The organism is Mesorhizobium opportunistum WSM2075, from assembly GCF_000176035.2.
Taxonomy (GTDB): Bacteria; Pseudomonadota; Alphaproteobacteria; order Rhizobiales; family Rhizobiaceae; genus Mesorhizobium; species Mesorhizobium opportunistum.
The window spans coordinates 4003781-4022670 of the sequence record NC_015675.1 but is presented as its reverse complement, the minus strand read 5'-3'; the positions used below and the strand labels follow the sequence as shown (position 1 = coordinate 4022670).

The window sequence follows — 18890 nt, the reverse complement described above, 5'->3', positions numbered from 1 at the left end:
GCAAGGGAAAAGCCTTCCTCCTAAGCCGCGGCGAGCAGGCTCGCATTGCCCCCCGCGGCCGTCGTGTCGACGCAGACGGCCCGCTCATGCGCATAGGCCGCCGGATTGAGCACCTCGCTGACCAGCGGCACGATCGGACCAGCCCTGTCGGCAATGACCTTGCGCACGATGCGCGCGGCTTCAGCCGTGCCCGAAAAAGCGACGACATCGACGCGCAGCGAGCGCGCCTCGACTGGATCGGGCCGGCCGTCGATCGCGGCCAGCGGCAATCCCTTGCCGGTCAAAGCCGAGAGTGCGGCCGGTGCGCCCGGCGCCACGGCCAGGACCGCATTGCCGGCGGCAAGCGCCTGGATCGTCTGGGCAAGCAGCGTATCGGCGTCGGGACCGAGGCACAGCACGCGTCCGCGCGGCGACAACGATAGCGTGTTGGCCTCGCCGGTCGGCCCGGGAAGGTCGACCTGGCCGAAGTCGATACCGGCAGCGGCTCCAATGGCGGCCGCGCCCTTGCCGCGCAGATGCTTCCTCAGGATGGCGATGCGATCAGGCCGCGTCGACCAGCCGCCGAGTGTCGGATCGGGAAGGTTGTCGGCCAGTTCGGTCGCCGTCACCTTGTGGCCCTCGCCAACTTCGGTGCCGGCTTCCGGCCCCTTGCGGAAGCGCCGGAGATAGTGCGGTCCGCCGGCCTTTGGCCCGGTGCCCGACAGCCCCTCGCCGCCAAACGGCTGCGAGCCGACGACGGCGCCGATCTGGTTGCGGTTGACGTAGATGTTGCCGGCATGGATGCCGTCGACGAAATGTTGGACACGGCCTTCTATGCGGGTGTGCAGGCCGAAGGTCAGGCCATAGCCCTTGCGGTTGATGGCGGCGATCACCGCGTCGATCTCGTCGGCGTCGAAGCTGGCGACATGCAGCACCGGGCCGAACACCTCGCGCTCCATCTCCTCGATGCCCTTGACCCGGAAAACATGCGGCGCGACGAAGCGCCCGTCTTTCGGCGCCTCGAGCTTGGCGATCAGGCGGCCCTGCAGGCCCATCGTGGTGCAATAGTCGTGGATCGAAGCCTGCGCCTCGTCGTCGATGACCGGGCCGACATCGGTCGAGATCCGCCAGGGGTCGCCGATGCTGAGCGCTTCCATGGCGCCCTTCAGCATCTCCAGCATCTTCTTCTCGACGTCCTTCTGCACATAGAGCACGCGCAGCGCCGAGCAGCGCTGGCCGGCACTCTGGAAGGCCGAGGCCAGGATGTCGCGCACCGCCTGCTCGGGCAGCGCGGTGGAATCGACGATCATGGCGTTGAGGCCGCCGGTCTCTGCGATCAGCATGGCGTCGGGCGCGGCGGTCTCGGCCAACTGTTTCTCGATCAGCTTGGCGACCTCGGTCGAACCGGTGAAGCAGACACCGGCGATGCGTGGATCAGCAGTCAGCGGCCCGCCGACCGATGGGCCGTCGCCGGGCAGCAACTGGATCACATCTTCCGGCACGCCGGCTTCGCGCAGCAGTTCGACGGCGCGGAAGGCGATCAGCGGCGTCTGCTCGGCCGGCTTGGCGATCACCGAATTGCCGGTGACCAGCGCTGCCGCGATCTGGCCGGTGAAGATGGCGAGCGGGAAATTCCACGGCGAAATGCAGACAATGGCGCCACGCGCCTGCGTGCCCGGCTCGGCAATGGCTGCCTCGGCAGCGTAGTAGCGCAGGAAGTCCACGGCCTCGCGCACTTCCGCCACACCGTCGGCCAGCGACTTGCCGGCCTCGCGGGTGGCGAGCGCGAAAAACTCGACGGCATTCGCCTCATAGAGATCGGCGGCGCGGTTGAGGATGGCGGCACGCTCGGCCACGGGCCGCTTGGCCCAGGCCGGCTGCGCCTCGACCGCGATGCGCACGGCGGTCGCGACTTGCTTGGCGGCGGCCTCGTGAACCGTACCGACCACCTCGTCAGGCTTCGCCGGATTGACGATCGGGCGCTGCTTGCCGTAGCCGGCGGCGCGCGTGATCGGCTTGGCATGCCAACGGTCGGAACCGGCAAAGGCCGCCCTGGCCTTGTAGATCGCCGCCAGCGTCACGGTGTCGGTGATGTCGAATCCCCTGGAGTTGCGGCGGCCGGTCCCAAAAATCTGGGACGGCCGGACAATCGCCGGATTGGCGGCAGGGCCCTGGCTCTCGACGGTTTCCAGCGGATCGCGCGCGATGTCCTCCGGCTCGACGTCCTCGTCGGTCAGTTGGTGCACGAAGGAGGAATTGGCGCCGTTCTCCAGCAGTCGGCGAACCAGATAGGCAAGCAAATCCGAATGCGCGCCGACCGGCGCATAGATGCGGCAGCGCGTGCGTTCGGACCGGCGCACCGTCTCGTGCAGCGCCTCGCCCATGCCGTGCAGGCGCTGGAACTCGAAGGCGTCGCGGTTGTCGGCCATCGACAGGATGGCGGCGACGGTGTGGGCATTGTGGGTGGCGAATTGCGGGTAGATCCGGTCCGTCATGCCCAGCAGCTTTTTTGCGCAGGCGATGTAGGAGACGTCGGTGTTGGCCTTGCGGGTGAAGACGGGATAGCCCGATAGTCCGAGCGTCTGCGCCCGCTTGATCTCGGTGTCCCAATAAGCGCCCTTGACCAGCCGCACCATGATGTTGCGGTCGTATTTCTTGGCCAGCGCGTAGAGCCAGTCGATGGCAAAGGCCGCACGCGGCCCATAGGCCTGGACGACGACGCCAAAGCCGTTCCAGCCGGCGAGCTCCGGCTCGGCCAGCACCCGCTCGATGACGTCGAGCGACAGGTCGAGCCGGTCGGCTTCCTCGGCATCGATGTTGAGGCCCATGCGAGAATGCCGTGCGGCCAGCGCCAGCGACAGCAGCCGCTCGGCCATCACCGGCAGCATCTCTTCCTTCTGCGCCACCTCGTAGCGCGGATGCAGCGCCGACAGCTTGACCGAGATGCCATGGTTCTGGCGGATGTCGGGGCCGTTCGAACCGCTGTCGAGCGAGGAAATGGCGTCGGCATAGGCCTTGTGATAGCGCAGCGCGTCGGCCTCGGTGCGAGCCGCCTCGCCCAGCATGTCGAAGGAATAGAGATAGCCCTTCTGCGTCATCGGCCGGCCGCGCTTGACCGCCTCGGTGATAGTGCGGCCGAGCACGAACTGTTCGCCCATTTCGCGCATTGCGGCCGCCACCGCCTTGCGGATGACCGGCTCGCCCAGCCGCCGCACCATCGATCGCAGCGTGCCTTCGATGCCGCCCTCGCCCTCGTCGAGGACGCGGCCGGTCAGCATCAGCGCCCAGGTCGAGGCGTTGACGAAGATCGAGCTCGAACCGCCCGAATGCGACGACCAGTCGTGCGGCGCGATCTTGTCGGCGATGAGATCATCCATCGTCTCGGTGTCCGGCACGCGCAGCAGCGCCTCGGCTAGGCACATCAGCGCCACGCCTTCCTTGGTGGAGAGGCCATAGGCGGACAGGAAAACTTCCATCAACCGGGGATCGGACGAACCGCGCACCGCCCTGACCAGATCCGCGGCACGTGCCGAAATCGCCTTGCGGTCTTTCGCGGAAAGCCCTGTCGTCTCCGCCAGCCGCTTCACGGACTCGTCTTCGTCGGGCAGGTAGTTGGCGCGGATCTGCTGGCGGATGGTGTCGAGCGGCATGGCGGTCCTGCGGAGCGAGCATCGGGGAGCGGGCCGGCGGTCACCGGACCGAATGGCGCAAGCTAGCACAGGCGCGAAATTTCAGCCGGTCCAAAGAAATCGACATGGCAGATCATTTGATCTATCATTGCGGTCAAGATCTAACAAACAGACTGCCCTTTCGATGACAGAAGACCAATTGGACCGGATCGACAGGAACATCCTGTCGGCACTGGCGAGCAATGGCCGGCTCTCCATGTCCGAACTGGCGGCAAAGGTCGGTCTGTCCAAAACGCCGGTGCAGGCACGGGTGAAGCGGCTAGAGAAGGACGGCTATATCAGGGGCTATCAGGCAATCATCGACCGCGAGCGCATGGGTGAGGGCCATGTCGCCTTCGTCCAGGTGAAACTGTCCGACACCCGCTCCGCCGCGCTCGACGCCTTCAACCGGTCGGTGCAGGGCGTAGCCGAGATCGAGCAGTGCCACATGATGGCATCGAGCTTCGACTATCTGCTGAAGCTCCGCACGAAGGATATCGCCGCCTATCGCCGCGTTCTCGGAGAGCGCATCTCCGCTCTGCCCCATGTCGCCCAGACCTCGACCTTCGTGGCGATGGAAACGGTGAAGGATAGGTAGAGTTTCGAGATTGGCCGAAGCGCCTCCACCTTTCATCCACGGGCGCAATCATCTTTCGTCGGCCAGCTTTATTCCGACAGCGTCTTCAAAAACGCCACCAGCGCCGCGCGTTCACGGTCGGACAGCTCCAGCGGGTGAATCTCGGATGTCCCCTCGACGCTGGGCGCGGCCTTGGCATAGTGCGCCACCACTTCGTCGAGCGACGAGAATTGCCCGGCATGCATGTAGGGCGGCCGCGTTGCAGCGCCGCGCAGCGAGGGCGTCTTGTAGGCGCGAACCAGTTGCGGCGCATCCTTGACCATGAAGCGCAGCTCGCCGCAGGCGCCGGCACCGCCGTCGCGATAGGCGCCGAAGCAATTGAACGGATCCGCCTCGACCTGTGTCACCGCGTCGACGCGGCCGCGATCCGGCGGCAGGCCCGTCACGGGCGGCACGCCGGTGTTGTGAAAACCGTTGTCGGTGAAGCGCGGGCCGTCGTGGCAGGTCACGCAATTGGCCTTGCCGATGAACAGTTTTAGCCCGAGGATTTCCTCCCGGGAAAAGACGGCATCGCCCTTCGGCTCTGCGCCTGTGGCAAGGTCCAGTGCAAAGCGATCGAAGCGCGTCTGTGCCGGCTCGATCGACCGCTCGAATGCGGCGATCGCTTTGCCGATATTGGAAAAGACGCGGTTGATCGCGTCGCGCTGCGTGTCGCTCATCGCGCTCCAGGCGGCCTTTTCGGCATCGGTGCCAAGCGGACTGGCATTCGCCGGAATGCCGGAAAAATCGGGCAAAGGCCCGAAGATGCGCTCATAGCGCTCGCCGAAGCGCGCCTTGATGTAATGGGCGTAGGCGGCGCGGTTTCCCGCTTGCTCCAGCGGGTTTTCGAGCGGCGTCAGCGCTTGCGCCCAAAGGCTGTCGCGGCGGCCGTCCCAGAAGAACCAGGGATCGCGCGCCACGCCGGCCAGTGGCATGGTGCGCCGGTTGGTGCGGCCGACACCGACGGCTTGTGGCAGGTCGTCCTGGAACTGGCCGTCGATCTTGTGGCAGGTCGAGCATGAGACCGTGCCGTCGCGGCTCATGCCGAGATCGAAGAACAGCGTCGAGCCGAGCGCGGCTGCCGCCGGCACATCGGCAAACCGGTTCGTCGTGTCGGGCTTCAGTGGCGGCAATGTGTTCAGCGCCAGCGAAGCGATCTTCTTCTTCTCAGCGTCGGAAAAATCTGGCTTGCCGCAGCCCGCGAGGACAACGGCCACCATCAGCGCCAGAAAATAAGAAAGGCGCCTCATCGATCGCTCACAGCACCACGTTGAACAGCACCGTGTCGGAACCGGCGGTGGCCGATATGGCGAAATGCAACTGCCACCAGCCGCTCATGGTGAACTTGACCCCTTCGATCCGGTAGCGCCCGTCGCCGAGATAGTCGGTCGCTTGCGGGCTGGTCGGCAGGCCGTGATTGTGCAGCGGCATGCCTCCGGAGATCGCGATCGCGGCCCCTTCCACCGGCGCGCCGGCCTTGGTCTTCAGGGTCAGCAGCCAAGATTCCAGCTCGCCCTGCCGCACGACGCCCCGCTCCGGCGAAAAACTCGCCGTGAACAGCCCGTTGTCGCTGTTCCTTGTGCGCGACACATCCGGGCCGGCGGACCGCGCCGAGTGCGGCGCGGTCAGGTAGACGACCGCCAGGATGCTGACCAGCAAGGCAGCCAGACCAAGACCCGCTAAGAGATAACGCCATAACGATGCCAAACCGGTTCCTCTTCTGCAGACAACGTTTGCCGGGCGGATCGCATCCCGTCGGCTGTGGGAAAACGCTGTGGCGCAAAAAAGCCTGCTTGCCAAGCATGGCGCTGCCGGTGGCAAAAAGCTACAGCACCGAAATCACTGGAGGATTCTGGATGGCTGGAAACGGTGTCGCCTCGATCGGCGAATGCATGCTCGAACTGTCGGGTCAGACGGGTCCGAACTGGCGCATGGGTTTTGCCGGCGACACGTTCAACACGCTTTGGGCGCTGCATGCGCTGAGCGGCGACCGGCGGGCAACCTATGTCTCGGCCTTCGGCGACGATCCCTTCTCGCAAGGCCAGATCGGCTTCTTCGCCGAAAATGGCATCGGCATCGGCTCCAGCCCGGTCATACCCGGTGCACGGCCCGGCCTCTACGCGATCACGCTGACCGGCGCCGAGCGCTCCTTCACCTATTGGCGCAGCGACGCCGCGGCCCGGCAGCTTGCTTCGGACCCCAAAGCGCTTTCAAAAAACCTTGAAAATCAGTCTCTTGTGTACTTTTCCGGAATCACTTTGGCAATTCTGGACGATGCCGCGCGCGCCACACTGCTGGCGGCCATCGCCAAGGCGCGGGCGGCAGGCTCGCTGATCGCCTTCGACCCCAACTATCGGCCACGGCTCTGGCGCCGCCGCGAGGACGCCCAGGCAGCGATCGTCGAAGCCCTTGCCGCCACCGACATCGCACTGCCGACCTTCCCCGACGAGCAGATGCTGTTCGGCGACGAAACCCCGCGAGTGACAGCCGAGCGGCTTGGACAATGGGTCGGCGAAGTAGTCGTCAAGAACGGCGAAGCGCCGGCGCTGGTTGCCACTAAAGGGACAATCCACGACGTGCCGGCGATTCATGTCGCGGCCCCTGTCGACACGACCGGAGCCGGCGATTCCTTCAACGGTGGCTATCTTGCGGCGCGCCTTGCCGGCCATGAGCCGGTGGAAGCCGCGCGCCGCGGCCACCGCGTCGCCGCCGCCGTGGTGCAGGTGCGCGGCGCGTTGGCGCCGTTCGAAACGTTGAGGGCGGCATTCGAAATGCCAGGTTGAGACCTGCTGTCGTCGTAGGAATGCTATCGTATCGCCGCACACCGCGAGCGACTTGGCCCGCATCTTCTCCCGGGCTCGCGTCCAATGCTATGGATGATCATTGGGCCATGGATGATCCGATTGGCGCAGGACGGCAATGATGGTCGAGCAGCGTTCACCAGCGGAAGAGCGCAATTCCCAGCCCGCCGAGACACGTAGCAGCGATCCTCGCCTGGCATTTATCTATGCGGAGGCTGTTCGTGGCCTCGAACACCAGCAGGGTGTGGTGGAAAGTCTCAACGCTCGAGCGGGAAATCTGATCTTCGCGACCGCGTTCGTGAATTCGCTTCTTGGCGGCAGGGCACTGGCGAACGGACTGGGGCTCTGGGACTGGCTGGCGCTGGCATTGCTTTTTCTTATCGGTCTGCTGACGGTGATCATGGTGTGGCCATACTACAATTACACGTTCCGCTTCGACCCGGAGCAATTGCTGCAGGAGTTCGTCGACCGGGATCCGCCCGAGACCATTGACGGCATGTACCGGGCGCTCGCACTTCGAATCAAAGCCGACATGGCCAGCAATTGGCGGATCATCCAACGCCTGCGCGTCACGCTGCAGCTTGCCCTGTTTCTGTTGTTGCTGGACATCTTGGCGTGGCTGTTCGCGATCATGCAGGTCTAGCAGGGTGACCAATTCGACTTCAATTCATCCTGCTTTAGGCCTGTGTGGCTGCGAATTCCGGAAGATTGGCCCGATTAAGGCAGTCTGAACCGGTATTCCGTCACATGATGGTAGATCGCGCCCGGCCACAGCGTCGCTTGCGGGAAATACGGCCGGTTCGGCGCATCCGGCCATATCTGCGGCTCAAGGCAGAATCCGGAAAAGGCCTTGTAGCCGCGCCCTTCCAGGCCCGTGCGCGGCGTCACATACTGGCCGGTATAAAGCTGGACGCCTGGTTCCGTGGTCCAGACTTCCATTTCGACGCCGGAACTCGCCCCTTGCGTCCATGATGCTTGCCGCAGCGGCCCGCGCGTCGCGCCGAGGCAGAAATTCTGGTCATAAGGCAGCTGTTCGCCCTCGGTCTCCATGCGCAGCGGTCGTGCCTGGTGGAAGTCGAAGGGCGTGCCGTCGACCGGCTTGACCACGCCGGTTGGGATCATGTCGCTGTCGACAGGCAGATAGGCGCCGGCATTCAGCATCATCCTGTGGTCGAGAACGTCGCCGGCACCGCCATCATCTAGGTTGAAGTAGGAATGCTGGGTGAGATTGCACAATGTCGGCTCCTCGCAGGTCGCCGTCAGTTCGACGCTGAGCGTGCCGGGGATCTTCAGCCGGTAGGTGCAGGTAACATCGAGCGCGCCGGGAAAGCCCATCGCGCCGTCGGGATCATGCAGCGTCAGCGTGACGAAATCCCTGCCATGCAGCGAAACCGCCCACGAGCGGCGCGCATAACCTTGCGAGCCGCCATGCAGCGTGTGCTTGTCGAGGAAATTCTGCTCGGTCTGGTAGCGGTTGCCGCCGATGGTGAAGCGGCCATCGCGGATGCGGTTGGCGTAGCGGCCGACAACCGCGCCGAAAAAGGCGTTGTCGGCCTCATAGGCTTCCAGGGTGTTGTAGCCAAGCACCAGCGGTGCATCATGCCCGGTCAGCCGCAAATCCTGGATGACGGCACCGAGTCCGATGATGTTGGCGGTGAGACCGCCGCCCCTGATCGTGAAGCGGCGCACCGGCTCGCCCGCCTGCGTCGTACCGAAAACCTCGCCGTCTTTCATCGCCATGCCCGCAAATGCCAAATTGATCCAGAGGGCTTCGGCTGGTTTTCTTAAGCCCAGGTGGGCAGGTCACCGACCTGCCCGTCTCAGAGCAGTCTATCAGAGGCCGAGGCCGCCGATGCAGACATATTTGGTATCGAGGTAATCCTCGATGCCCTGATGCCCGCCTTCCTTGCCGAGACCCGATTCCTTGACGCCGCCGAACGGCGCTTCCGGCGTGGTGATCAGGCCCTCATTGACGCCGACCATGCCGTATTTCAGTCCTTCCATGACCCGGAAGGCACGGCCGAGATCGCCGGTGTAGAAGTAGCAGGCAAGGCCGAATTCGGTGTCATTGGCGAGCGCGACAGCCTCTTCCTCGGTCTCGAACTTGAACACGGGTGCTACCGGCCCGAAGATCTCTTCCTTCATGAAGCGCATCTTGGGCGTGGCGTTGGCGATGACGGTCGGCTGGAAGAACGAGCCGCCCAGCGCATGGCGCTTGCCGCCGGCAACGACCTTGCCGCCCTTCGATGTGGCGTCGGCGATCAGTTCCTCGACCTTCTCGACCGCCTTCTCGTCGATCAGCGGGCCCTGCTGCACACCCTCTTCGAGGCCGGAACCGACCTTCAGCCCGTTGCTGGCGGCGGCGAGCTTCTCGACGAACTTGTCGTAGACGCCGGCCTGAACCAGGAAGCGGTTGGTGCAGACGCAGGTCTGGCCGGAGTTGCGGTACTTGGCGGTGATCGCGCCGGCGACCGCACGCTCGATGTCGGCATCATCGAAGACGATGAACGGCGCGTTGCCGCCCAGTTCCATCGACACCTTCTTGACGGTCACCGACGACTTCTGGATGAGAAGCTTGCCGACCTCGGTCGAGCCGGTGAAGGTGATCTTCGATACCAGCGGGTTGGCGCAGATCTCGTCGCCGATCTCGCTGGCCGAACCGGTCAGGATGTTGACGACGCCCTTGGGGAAGCCGACTTCCTCGGCCAGCGCACCCCAGGCCAGACCCGAATACGGCGTCTGCGAGGCCGGCTTGACGACCGCGGTGCAGCCGGCGGCAAGGGCCGGGCCAAGCTTGCGGGCCAGCATCGAGGACGGGAAATTCCACGGCGTGATGGCGGCAATGACGCCGACCGGTTCCTTGGTCACCAGGATGCGGCGGTCCGCCCACGGCGACGGCACGACGTCGCCATAGGTGCGGCGGCCTTCCTCGGCGAACCACAGTATGTAGGCCGCAGCCGAACCGATCTCGCCCTTCGATTCGAACAGCGACTTGCCCTGCTCGATGGTGAGCAATTCGGCCAGCACATCCTGGTTGTCCATCATCGCGTCATGCAGCTTGCGCAGCAGCTTCGAGCGCTCGAGCGCGGTGGTCTTGCGCCAGCTCCTGAAAGCTTCGCTGGCGGCTTCGATGGCGCGGCGGGTCTCGGCCTTGCCCGACTTCGGCACGGTGCCGATCTTCAGGCCGGTGGCCGGGTTGTTGACGTCGACCGTCTGGCCGCTGTCGGCCTGCACCCAGTCGCCGTTGATGAGATTGGCCTGCCGCATGAAATGGCTGGTTTTCTGAAGCATGGTCTATCCTCCGTTCGGCGCACTGACGGGCCGCCTGTTAATTCTTCGGTGAGCGGGCGCCACGCCTCTGGAAAAGCCGGCACGCCGGAGCCACTGCTCTTTACCTAGGGCAAGGCCCGCAAGCAATCGCAAGATGGCATATAGGGCTTGGGCCAGCGCGAGACGAGAGCTACCCGAAAACGTACAAGACAACCGTCAGCCAGAAAGCCGTGGTGACAGCGGCGCAGGCCGTGGCGATGGTCATCTGGTTCGACGCCAGCGCCTGACCGGTGTTGAACTGAACGGCGATGAGATAGGAATTGATGCCGGACGGCAAGGCGGCAACCACGACGGCGACCTTGGCCGTCAACGGCGGCAGCCCGAGCAACCAGACGAAAGCAAGCACCAGAGCCGGCATCAGGAACAGCTTCAGCACCGAAAGCGCCAGCGCCGGGCGGACATTGCCGGATATGCCGAAGCGGCGCAGGCTGAGCCCCATGGCAAACAGCGCCACCGGCCCTGCCGTGTCGGCCAGCGCATCGACCAGCCGCATGACGAGGTCGGGCAGCGGCACGCCGCTCAGCCGCCATGCCAGCCCCAGGAGAATGCCGATGATCAGCGGGTTGATGAACAACCGCCGCAGGAAACTGCGCAGCACCCGCAGCGGATGCACGTGCTCGCCACCGCCGCGGCCGAACATCTCGAACAGCACGATCGACGCCATCATCATAACAGGCAAATGAACGGAAACCAGCAGCGACAGCACTTCGAAGCCGCTCGGGCCGAATATGCCGAGAATGAAGGGCGCGCCAAGCAGCACCACATTGGAATAGGCCGACGATACGCCCCCGACGACGCCCGCGCGCGCATCGCGCCCGAAAACCCGGGTGGTAACGATATGGCCCGCCGCCCAGGTGATCGCCACGGCGGTGAAGTAGGCGCCCCACAGCGGCCATGGCGCCACGCCGTGGAAATCGGCGTTCACCATCGTCTGGAACAAAAGCAGCGGCATCGCCACCGAGACCGCGAAATCGGCTATCCCCTCGCCGCTCGCCGGTCTGAGATAGCCCGTGAGCCCGGCGAGATAGCCGAGCGCCACGAGGCTGAAGACAAAAAGCACGGTTTCGGTAAGCGGAGACATTTTTCAGGGATAGGCGAGCCACGCGCGCGGCGCAATCACGCCCAAATTTGATCATGGTGGACTGACAGCGTTATACAGGGTTTGGAGTATCAGGGCGGACGCGGGCGACAAATGGGCTTTGTCGAAATCTCGAGGCGTAATCTTTTCCGGCAGACATGGCGGACGGCTTTCGCCGCCGCGCTGTTCTGCCTTGCCGCGACCACGCTTGCACTTGCCGAGACCAAAAACCTCAAAGGCGTGGCGCTGATCATCGGCCAGTCGCAATACGAGCACATCGCCGCCCTTCCCAATCCAGCCAACGACGCCCGCGACATGGCCAAGATGCTGACCGATCTCGGCTTCGACGCCCGCAACGTCAGCGATCGCGATGCCGCCAAGCTCAAACGCGACCTCGAGCGTTTCACGGAAGATGCCGAGGGAGCCGACGTCGCCCTCATCTATTATTCCGGTCACGGCATCGAGGCCGGTGGCGAGAATTACCTGGTTCCGGTCAATGCGGACGTGTCGTCGCTCGCAGATGCCGACCAGGCGCTGGTGCCGATATCGGCGGTCATGGACGAGTTGAAAAAGACCGTGCCGGTCACGATCGTGCTGCTCGATGCCTGCCGCACCAACCCGTTCCCGGCCAACGCCATGGTCCGGCGGGCGCCGACCGCCTCCGCCGAGCCGATTGGCGCTGGCGGACTGGAGCCGGTGCGTGGCGCCAAGGCGCTCGGCAACGCGCCGGCGGCTGACGCCAGCCTCGGCACGGTGGTCGGCTTCGCCGCCGAGCCCGGCCGCCCGGCGCTGGATGGTGCTGCTGGCGAAAACAGCCCCTACGCGGCAGCGCTGCTGCGCCATCTTGCAGCGATGAAGGGCACCGAGTTCGGCTCGGTCATGCGCATGGTGACCGAGGAAGTCTATCTCGACACCAAGGCGAGGCAGCGCCCTTGGATCAATGAAAGCTTGCGCCGGCTGCTCTATTTCGGCGTGGCGCCGCCGGAACCGACCGGCGACGACGGACTGATCACCGGCGAACGGCGGCAGTTGCTTTTGACCATATCCGACCTGCCCGACCCGAAGCGCGCCCAAGTAGAACTGGCCTCGCTGCAGGAAAATGTGCCGCTCGATGCACTCTATGGTGTGCTGAGGGCGCTTGGCACGGAGAAGATCCCCGAGGATCCGACCGACCTGCAGAAAGTGCTCGACGCGCAGGCAGAGCGCCTGAAGAAGATGATGTCCGAGCGCGCCGCGCTGCGCACCGACGATCCGGAGATCAAGCGCCTGGTCGCCTCCGCCGACAAGGCCATCGGCCAGGGCGCGATCGTGACGGCGCGCAAGTTCCTCGACGACGCGGTCGGCCGGATCGAGCGGACCAGCGATGCGGTCGACGAGGCCGAGGATCTCGTCAGGCAGAAGCGCCTTGCCGACGCTGCGATCTATGCCAGGCGCGCCGACGCCTCGGCGCTGGTGTTCGATTACAAATCCGCCGCCGGCGATTACGCCAAGGCGTTCTCACTGGCGCAGAAATGGGACGACAAGCTGCGCTGGAACTACAAGAACCAGGAAGCGGAAGCGCTCAACGCCTATGGGTACGCCACCGGCGACCTCGATGCGCTGCAGCATTCCATCGAGGCCTATCGCGTCATCCTGAACTTCATCCCCAATGGCGAACAGAATCGCGACTGGGCGATCACCCGCAACAACATGGCGGTGGTGCTGCAGACCATCGGCGAGCGCGAGACCGAGACCGCGCGCCTCGAAGAGGCAGCGCGGATCTTCCGCGATTCGCTTGTGGTGTTCGATCGCGTGAAGGACGATCTCAACTGGGCCGCCGCGCAGAACAATTTGGCCAATGTGCTACTGAAGATCGGCGAGCGCGAAAGCGACCCGAAGCGGCTGAACGAAGCGGTTGCGGCGATGCGTGCCACACTGGAGAAGCGCCCGCGCGACAAGGTACCGCTCGACTGGGCCTCGTCACAGAACAATCTCGGCCTCGCGCTCTATGCGCTCTCCGAGCGCGAACCCGCCGGCGAGCATCTCAGCCAAGCGGAAGCAGCCTATCGGTTGGCGCTTGAGGAATACACGCGTCAAAAGGCACCCGTGGAATGGGCGATGGTCGAGAACAATCTCGGCAACACGCTTGTGACGCTTGGTATCCAGCTCAACGACAAGGCCAAGATCAACGAGGCAGCGGATGCTTTCCGCGCCGCGCTCGAAGTGCGAACCCGTGAAACCTTCCCGGTCTCGTGGGCCACCAGCCGCCTCAACCTCGGTAATGCGCTGAGCGGCGTCGCCCGCTTCGACATGGGAACCGGCACGCTCGAAGAGGCGGCGGAAGCTTATGACGACGCACTGACGGTATTTACCCGGCAAAGGTTCCCGATGGACTGGGCGTCGGCCCAGAACAATCTCGGCTCGATCTATCAGACGCTTGGCCAGCGCACCCGCGACGCAGCCAAGCTCGAGCAGTCGGCAGCAGCGTTCCAGGCAGCCCGGCAAGTCTATGTCAGGCGGAAATTCCCTCTCGACTGGGCCATGAGCTACTACAATCTCGGCAACACGCTGCAGCTTCTTGGCGGCGTGACGGAAAAGCCCGAGCACTACAGCCAGGCGGTCGACGCCTACCGCGATGCGTTGCGCGAGTACAAGCGCGAGACGAACCCTCGGCAGTGGGCGCTGACCCAGGCCGGCATCGGATCGACGCTGCACTGGCTGAGCATGAGCAATGCCGATCCCAAGACCTTGCAGGATTCGATCGCCGCGCGGCGGGCCGCGCTTGAAATTCTCACCATGGAAACGGCACCCGTCGACTGGGCCAATGCCCAGAACGGCATCGGCATGAGCCTGCTCAACCTCGGGAACATCCAGCGCACCGGCAAATATCTCGACGATGCGGAAGCGGCCTTCACGGCGACGCTGAAAGTGTTCACCAGGGAAAGCCAGCCCATGCAATGGGCCTTCGAACAGAACAATCTAGGCGACATCCACTGGAACCGCGCCGGCTATGGCGGCGGCAAACCGGAATATCTCAAGGCGATCGAATTCTTCGAGAACGCCAAGCAGGGCTTTACCGAAGCCGGCTACACCATGCCTATCCCGCTTACCGACCAGAAGATCGACCTGGTGAAGAAGCAGATCGCCAAAAAGTGAGACTGGAGACGCGGCAGGAGACTCGGGGGCAGCGCCCGGCTTGTCTTTGTGCCCGCTTTCCAATCCCTATATGCGAATGACCGGCGCGTGATGCCACGCCCCTGGAAGGTTGCGATGATTCGATTTGCCTTGGCGTTGTTTCTGCTCGTCATTCCTTTCACTGCCCACGCCACGGATGCCGGCTGGGCGCTGCTGCGTGACGGCGGCCATGTCGTGCTGCTTCGCCATGCCATGGTCACCGGCACCATCGATCCAGCCAATTTCGACATCGACAGCTGCGCCACCCAGGTCAATCTCTCGGCGCGCGGCAAGCAACAGGCGAGCAAGATCGGCGCCTTGTTCGCCGCGCGCGCCGCTCCCATCGAGCGCGTGCTGTCCAGCCGCTATTGCCGCTGCCTCGACACCGCGCGCATCGCCTTCGAGGCCGAACCGGAACCCTTTGCGCCGCTCGACCTGCTGAAGGGCGGCGATGCGCAGAAGGCAGAGCAGGTCGCCGCGATCATGAAGGAAATCCGCGCCTATTCCGGCTCCGACAATCTGGTCATGGTCACCCATCTGGAAGACATCGTGGCGTTGACCGGCATCTCGCCGCGCGAAGGCGAGGCCGTGGTCGTCGAGCCGCAAGGCGACGGCCTGCGGGTGCTCGGCCGCGTCACGTTTTGAGATGGCGGCCGTGTTGCCGAAATACCACTATCCGAAGAAGCCGCGAATTCGCCGCGACAATGCCGCTTGCGACAACCCGTCGCAGGCTCTATAGCCGCGCTCCCGGTCACGAAAACCGAAGCGAGCACAACGGTTGGAGCTTTTGCCTCCGCCCGTGCAGGCGGCTTTGCCGCCCTGTATACGGCGCCGCTTCGGGTGTTGGGATTGCGGGTGTAGCTCAGAGGCTAGAGCGCCGGATTTGGGTCCGGAGGTCGAGGGTTCGAGTCCCTTCATCCACATCATGGATAGCTCAGATTGGTTAGAGCGTCAGACTCATAATCTGATTGTCGAAGGTTCGATTCCTTCTCCACTGGCCTGATAAGCCATCTGAAAAACGGTCCGGGGACTGGAATGCTGAGGACCTGACGGACGGCCGAAGCCTTCGGGCCAAGGCCGCATCGAAAGGTCCGACGCCATCGGCTCGCGGCCAGGCCCGCGGTGACGATCAAGGCACAGCGTCGCCGGCAAGGGAGGCCAAGGCCTCCGGCGCCCGCTTCGTTGCCCCCGCGATCCGCTCCCGAAGGCCCGCCGCGGATTGATGCCACCAGTCCCCGGATCATTCATGCCCGGACCATGACGACGTGAAACGAGAAACGAAGGGAAGATCGACGCATGACGTGACGCCTCGCATGGGGCCATGCCCGACAGGAGTAAGACAATGACTGTTCTCGATAAGGTTCTTGGACGCCAGCGCGTCCTCGTAAAGGAAAACGAACGTGCCCTCACCCTCTACAAGGGTGAGATCAAGGCTGTCCTGCTGCCGGGCGAGCATCGGCTCGCCAACCGGGGTGGAAGCCTTGAAGTGTCGCGGCACGATCTGAAGAACCCGGAATTCGTTTCGGCGTACGAGAAGGCGTTGTTCGACAAGCTCCCGGACGTGGCCGCGCGTCATTTCACCGTCGTTCGCACCGGGCGCACGGACGTCGCAATCATCGAGCGCGACGGCAACCTGCACGCCGTTCTGGCGCCGGATCGCAAGCTGGTGCTGTGGACGGATGCCGGTCCGTGGAAGGTGACGCTGGTCGACACCTCGGCCGATCTCGCCATCGATCCGGCGGTGATGCGCCGGCTCGGCCAGGCCCGGAAGGCGGAATTGATGTCCGTCCACCCGGTCCTCGACGGCCAGGCCGGGCTGCTGTTCATCGACGGTGTGCTGGTGCGCACGCTCGCCGCTGGCGTGCATGGCTTCTGGAATGTCGGACGCATGGTGCAGATCAAGGTCGTCGACCTCAAGCGCCAGTCGCTCGATGTCGCTGGGCAGGAAGTGCTGACCAAGGATCGCGTCACGATCCGCGTCAACATCGCCGCCGAATACCGGGTCGTCGATCCGGTCAAGGCGGTGAGCGCCGTGAAGGACTTCTCCGAGGCCCTCTACCGCGCCCTGCAGTACGCCTTCCGCAAGACGCTTGGCGCGCTCACCCTCGACCAGATCCTGGAGAAGAAGGTGACGATCGACGAGGAAGCGGCGGCCAAGGTCCGCGCCGACATGGCCGAGATCGGGGTCGAGGTCAGCGATATCGCGCTCAAGGATGTCATCCTGCCGGGCGAGATGCGCGAGATCCTGAACCAGGTGGTGTCGGCCGAAAAGCAGGCCGAGGCCAACGTCATCCGCCGTCGCGAGGAGACGAACGCCACGCGTTCCCTGCTCAACACGGCCAAGGTGATGGCGGAGAACCCGGTGATGCTGCGGCTGAAGGAGCTCGAGGCTCTGGAAACCATCGCCGGAAAGGTCGAGCGACTGACCGTCCACAACGGGACGAGCGGGTTGCTCAACGACCTTGTGAAGCTCCGCGAAGGTTGATGCATGTCGCCCAAAAGTGGGACCGGTTTTGGGAAAACGACATGCATCGAAACAAGGCTGACGCAACGTCAATGGGAAGGGCCGCAGGTTTGACCGGCGGCCCTTCTTGCCTTTCTTGGGCACGCTTCCCATCTGCGCCCGGCTTATCAGGCCTTTTCCTGCCGGGAAAAACCGATTAGACAGCGCCCAAACGAATGCGGACAGATTCCGCCCGCAAAGAAGGAAAAGCCCTTGTCCACCACGTTCGACAAAGTCGCCAAGATCATTGCCGACACCAGCGAGATCGATATCGACACCATTACGCCCGAGAGCCACACGATCGACGATCTCGGCATCGACAGCCTCGATTTCCTCGACATCGTCTTTGCCATCGACAAGGAATTCGGCATCAAGGTGCCGCTGGAAAAGTGGACCCAGGAAGTCAACGACGGCAAGGCATCGACCGACGACTACTTCGTCATGAAGAACCTGTGCGCCAAGATCGACGCGCTGGTTGCCGCCAAGACCGCCTGAGATCGGGCAAGCGCGCGGCCTTGACGGGCTGCGCCTCCTGACCCACAAAGCCGCTCATGAGCAGCCCCCACGACGTCGTCATCACTGGTATCGGCCTTGTCTCCTCGCTGGGAGAAGGCCCTGACGCACACTGGCAGAAACTCTCGCAGCCAGGCCTGCAGCCGGTGCTCGAAGCCGCGCGCTTTGCGCCCTACACCGTCCATCCACTGCCCGAGATCGACTGGAACCTGCAGATCGCCAAGCGCGGCGACCAGCGGCAGATGGAAACCTGGCAGCGGCTCGGCACCTATGCTGCGGGACTTGCGCTGGATGACGCCGGCATCAAGGGCAATGACGAACTGTGCACGACCATGGACATGGTGGTGGCCGCCGGCGGCGGCGAGCGCGACGAGGCAGTCGATGCCGCCATTCTCGCGGCCTCGGAAAGCCGCAACGACCGCGATGTGCTGCTCAACGAGAAGCTGACGACGGAATTGCGGCCGACCTTGTTTTTGGCCCAGCTCTCCAATCTGCTCGCCGGCAATATCTCGATCGTCCACAAGGTGACGGGCTCGTCGCGCACCTTCATGGGCGAGGAAGGTGCCGGTGTTTCAGCCGTCGAGACGGCCGCCGCGCGCATCCGCTCGGGCCAGTCGACGCATGTCCTGGTCGGCGGCGCCTTCCAGACCGAGCATTCCGACATGCTGCTTGGCTATGAACTTGCCGGCTACCTGCATCGTGGCCCCTGGAAACCCGTCTGGCAAAGACAGGGCGCCGAGGGCGGTGGCGTGGTATCGGGCTCCGGCGGCGCCTTCCTGGTGCTGGAGCAGCGCGAGCACGCGGCAAGCCGTGGGCGCAAGATCTACGCCGAGCTCGGGCCGGTCGTCTCCGGCCGCGCGAGACGTTCGCGCGGGGAACTCGACGCCGAGATCGCGGCACTGCTCAGCCGGGCAGCCGTGCCGAACGGCAAGTTGCTCGCAATGTCCGGCGCCTCTGGCGCGCATGCGGCGACCATCGCCGAGAAAGCGGCGCTCGATGCTGTCGAGGCAATCGCCGCGCGCGGTTTCTCGACGCTGACCGGGCATATGAAGGAAGCGCAGTTTCCGTTTGCCGTGGCGCTGGCGGCACTGGCCGTCGACCGCAAGGCTGGCTACCCTGTCTTCGATGCCACAGCCGAGAAGCCGTTCGAAGGCATTCCCGCAAGCGTCCTTGCAACGGCGATCGGCTATCACCAATTCGAGGGCATGGCGCTGGTCAACGCCGCGTAACGCGGCTCCACGATCCATGC

General features: G+C 64.3%; 14 protein-coding genes and 2 tRNA genes. 10 read left to right on the top strand and 6 right to left on the bottom strand.

Annotated elements, in window-relative coordinates; genetic code table 11:
- Positions 1 to 20 precede the first annotated feature (20 nt).
- The gene (gene putA / locus MESOP_RS19375) at positions 21 to 3629 is read right to left on the bottom strand and encodes a bifunctional proline dehydrogenase/L-glutamate gamma-semialdehyde dehydrogenase PutA (RefSeq protein ID WP_013895036.1); all 3609 of its coding nucleotides are present in this window, start codon (positions 3627 to 3629) and stop codon (positions 21 to 23) included.
- Between the two features lie 163 nt (positions 3630 to 3792).
- Between putA and MESOP_RS19370 the strand changes: the two genes are divergently transcribed.
- Positions 3793 to 4245, top strand: a complete 453-nt coding sequence (locus tag MESOP_RS19370) for a winged helix-turn-helix transcriptional regulator (protein WP_013895035.1) — start codon at positions 3793 to 3795, stop codon at positions 4243 to 4245.
- Between the two features lie 68 nt (positions 4246 to 4313).
- Here MESOP_RS19370 and MESOP_RS19365 read toward each other — a convergent pair whose 3' ends face one another.
- Together MESOP_RS19365 and MESOP_RS19360 are read right to left on the bottom strand one after the other, a co-directional pair.
- The gene (locus MESOP_RS19365; RefSeq protein ID WP_013895034.1) at positions 4314 to 5513 is read right to left on the bottom strand and encodes a cytochrome-c peroxidase; all 1200 of its coding nucleotides are present in this window, start codon (positions 5511 to 5513) and stop codon (positions 4314 to 4316) included.
- Between the two features lie 7 nt (positions 5514 to 5520).
- Complete coding sequence (locus MESOP_RS19360; protein ID WP_013895033.1) at positions 5521 to 5970, bottom strand: FixH family protein; 450 nt, start codon at positions 5968 to 5970, stop codon at positions 5521 to 5523.
- A gap of 149 nt (positions 5971 to 6119) precedes the next feature.
- On the opposite strand from MESOP_RS19360, the gene MESOP_RS19355 reads away from it, so the two are divergent.
- Both MESOP_RS19355 and MESOP_RS19350 read left to right on the top strand, forming a co-directional pair.
- The gene (locus MESOP_RS19355; RefSeq protein WP_013895032.1) at positions 6120 to 7046 is read left to right on the top strand and encodes a sugar kinase; all 927 of its coding nucleotides are present in this window, start codon (positions 6120 to 6122) and stop codon (positions 7044 to 7046) included.
- A 136-nt stretch (positions 7047 to 7182) separates the two neighbouring features.
- Positions 7183 to 7707 carry a hypothetical protein gene (locus MESOP_RS19350; protein ID WP_013895031.1) on the top strand — a complete coding sequence of 175 codons (525 nt, stop codon included), beginning with the start codon at positions 7183 to 7185 and terminating at the stop codon, positions 7705 to 7707.
- A 74-nt stretch (positions 7708 to 7781) separates the two neighbouring features.
- Here the strand turns inward: MESOP_RS19350 and MESOP_RS19345 are convergent, their stop codons facing one another.
- The 3 genes from MESOP_RS19345 to MESOP_RS19335 form a co-directional block, all read right to left on the bottom strand.
- Complete coding sequence (locus tag MESOP_RS19345) at positions 7782 to 8804, bottom strand: aldose epimerase family protein (RefSeq protein ID WP_013895030.1); 1023 nt, start codon at positions 8802 to 8804, stop codon at positions 7782 to 7784.
- Between the two features lie 93 nt (positions 8805 to 8897).
- Positions 8898 to 10355 (bottom strand): NAD-dependent succinate-semialdehyde dehydrogenase, encoded by a 1458-nt coding sequence (locus MESOP_RS19340; RefSeq protein WP_013895029.1) that lies wholly within the window; start codon positions 10353 to 10355, stop codon positions 8898 to 8900.
- A gap of 169 nt (positions 10356 to 10524) precedes the next feature.
- Positions 10525 to 11475: an AEC family transporter gene (locus tag MESOP_RS19335; RefSeq protein WP_013895028.1), complete on the bottom strand. Its 951-nt coding sequence runs from the start codon at positions 11473 to 11475 to the stop codon at positions 10525 to 10527.
- 111 nt (positions 11476 to 11586) lie between these two features.
- On the opposite strand from MESOP_RS19335, the gene MESOP_RS19330 reads away from it, so the two are divergent.
- From MESOP_RS19330 to MESOP_RS19300, 7 genes are all read left to right on the top strand, one after another.
- Entirely contained in the window at positions 11587 to 14607 is a 3021-nt protein-coding gene (locus MESOP_RS19330; RefSeq protein WP_013895027.1) for a caspase family protein, read from the top strand.
- Between the two features lie 114 nt (positions 14608 to 14721).
- Positions 14722 to 15270 carry a histidine phosphatase family protein gene (locus MESOP_RS19325; protein ID WP_013895026.1) on the top strand — a complete coding sequence of 183 codons (549 nt, stop codon included), beginning with the start codon at positions 14722 to 14724 and terminating at the stop codon, positions 15268 to 15270.
- A gap of 206 nt (positions 15271 to 15476) precedes the next feature.
- Positions 15477 to 15548: transfer RNA gene (locus tag MESOP_RS19320), tRNA-OTHER, on the top strand.
- A gap of 5 nt (positions 15549 to 15553) precedes the next feature.
- Positions 15554 to 15623 (top strand) — tRNA-Met (locus MESOP_RS19315).
- 344 nt (positions 15624 to 15967) lie between these two features.
- Positions 15968 to 17110 (top strand): slipin family protein, encoded by a 1143-nt coding sequence (locus tag MESOP_RS19310; RefSeq protein ID WP_013895025.1) that lies wholly within the window; start codon positions 15968 to 15970, stop codon positions 17108 to 17110.
- A 231-nt stretch (positions 17111 to 17341) separates the two neighbouring features.
- Entirely contained in the window at positions 17342 to 17623 is a 282-nt protein-coding gene (locus MESOP_RS19305; RefSeq protein ID WP_010909964.1) for an acyl carrier protein, read from the top strand.
- 56 nt (positions 17624 to 17679) lie between these two features.
- Entirely contained in the window at positions 17680 to 18870 is a 1191-nt protein-coding gene (locus MESOP_RS19300) for a beta-ketoacyl-ACP synthase (protein ID WP_013895024.1), read from the top strand.
- Positions 18871 to 18890 lie beyond the last annotated feature (20 nt).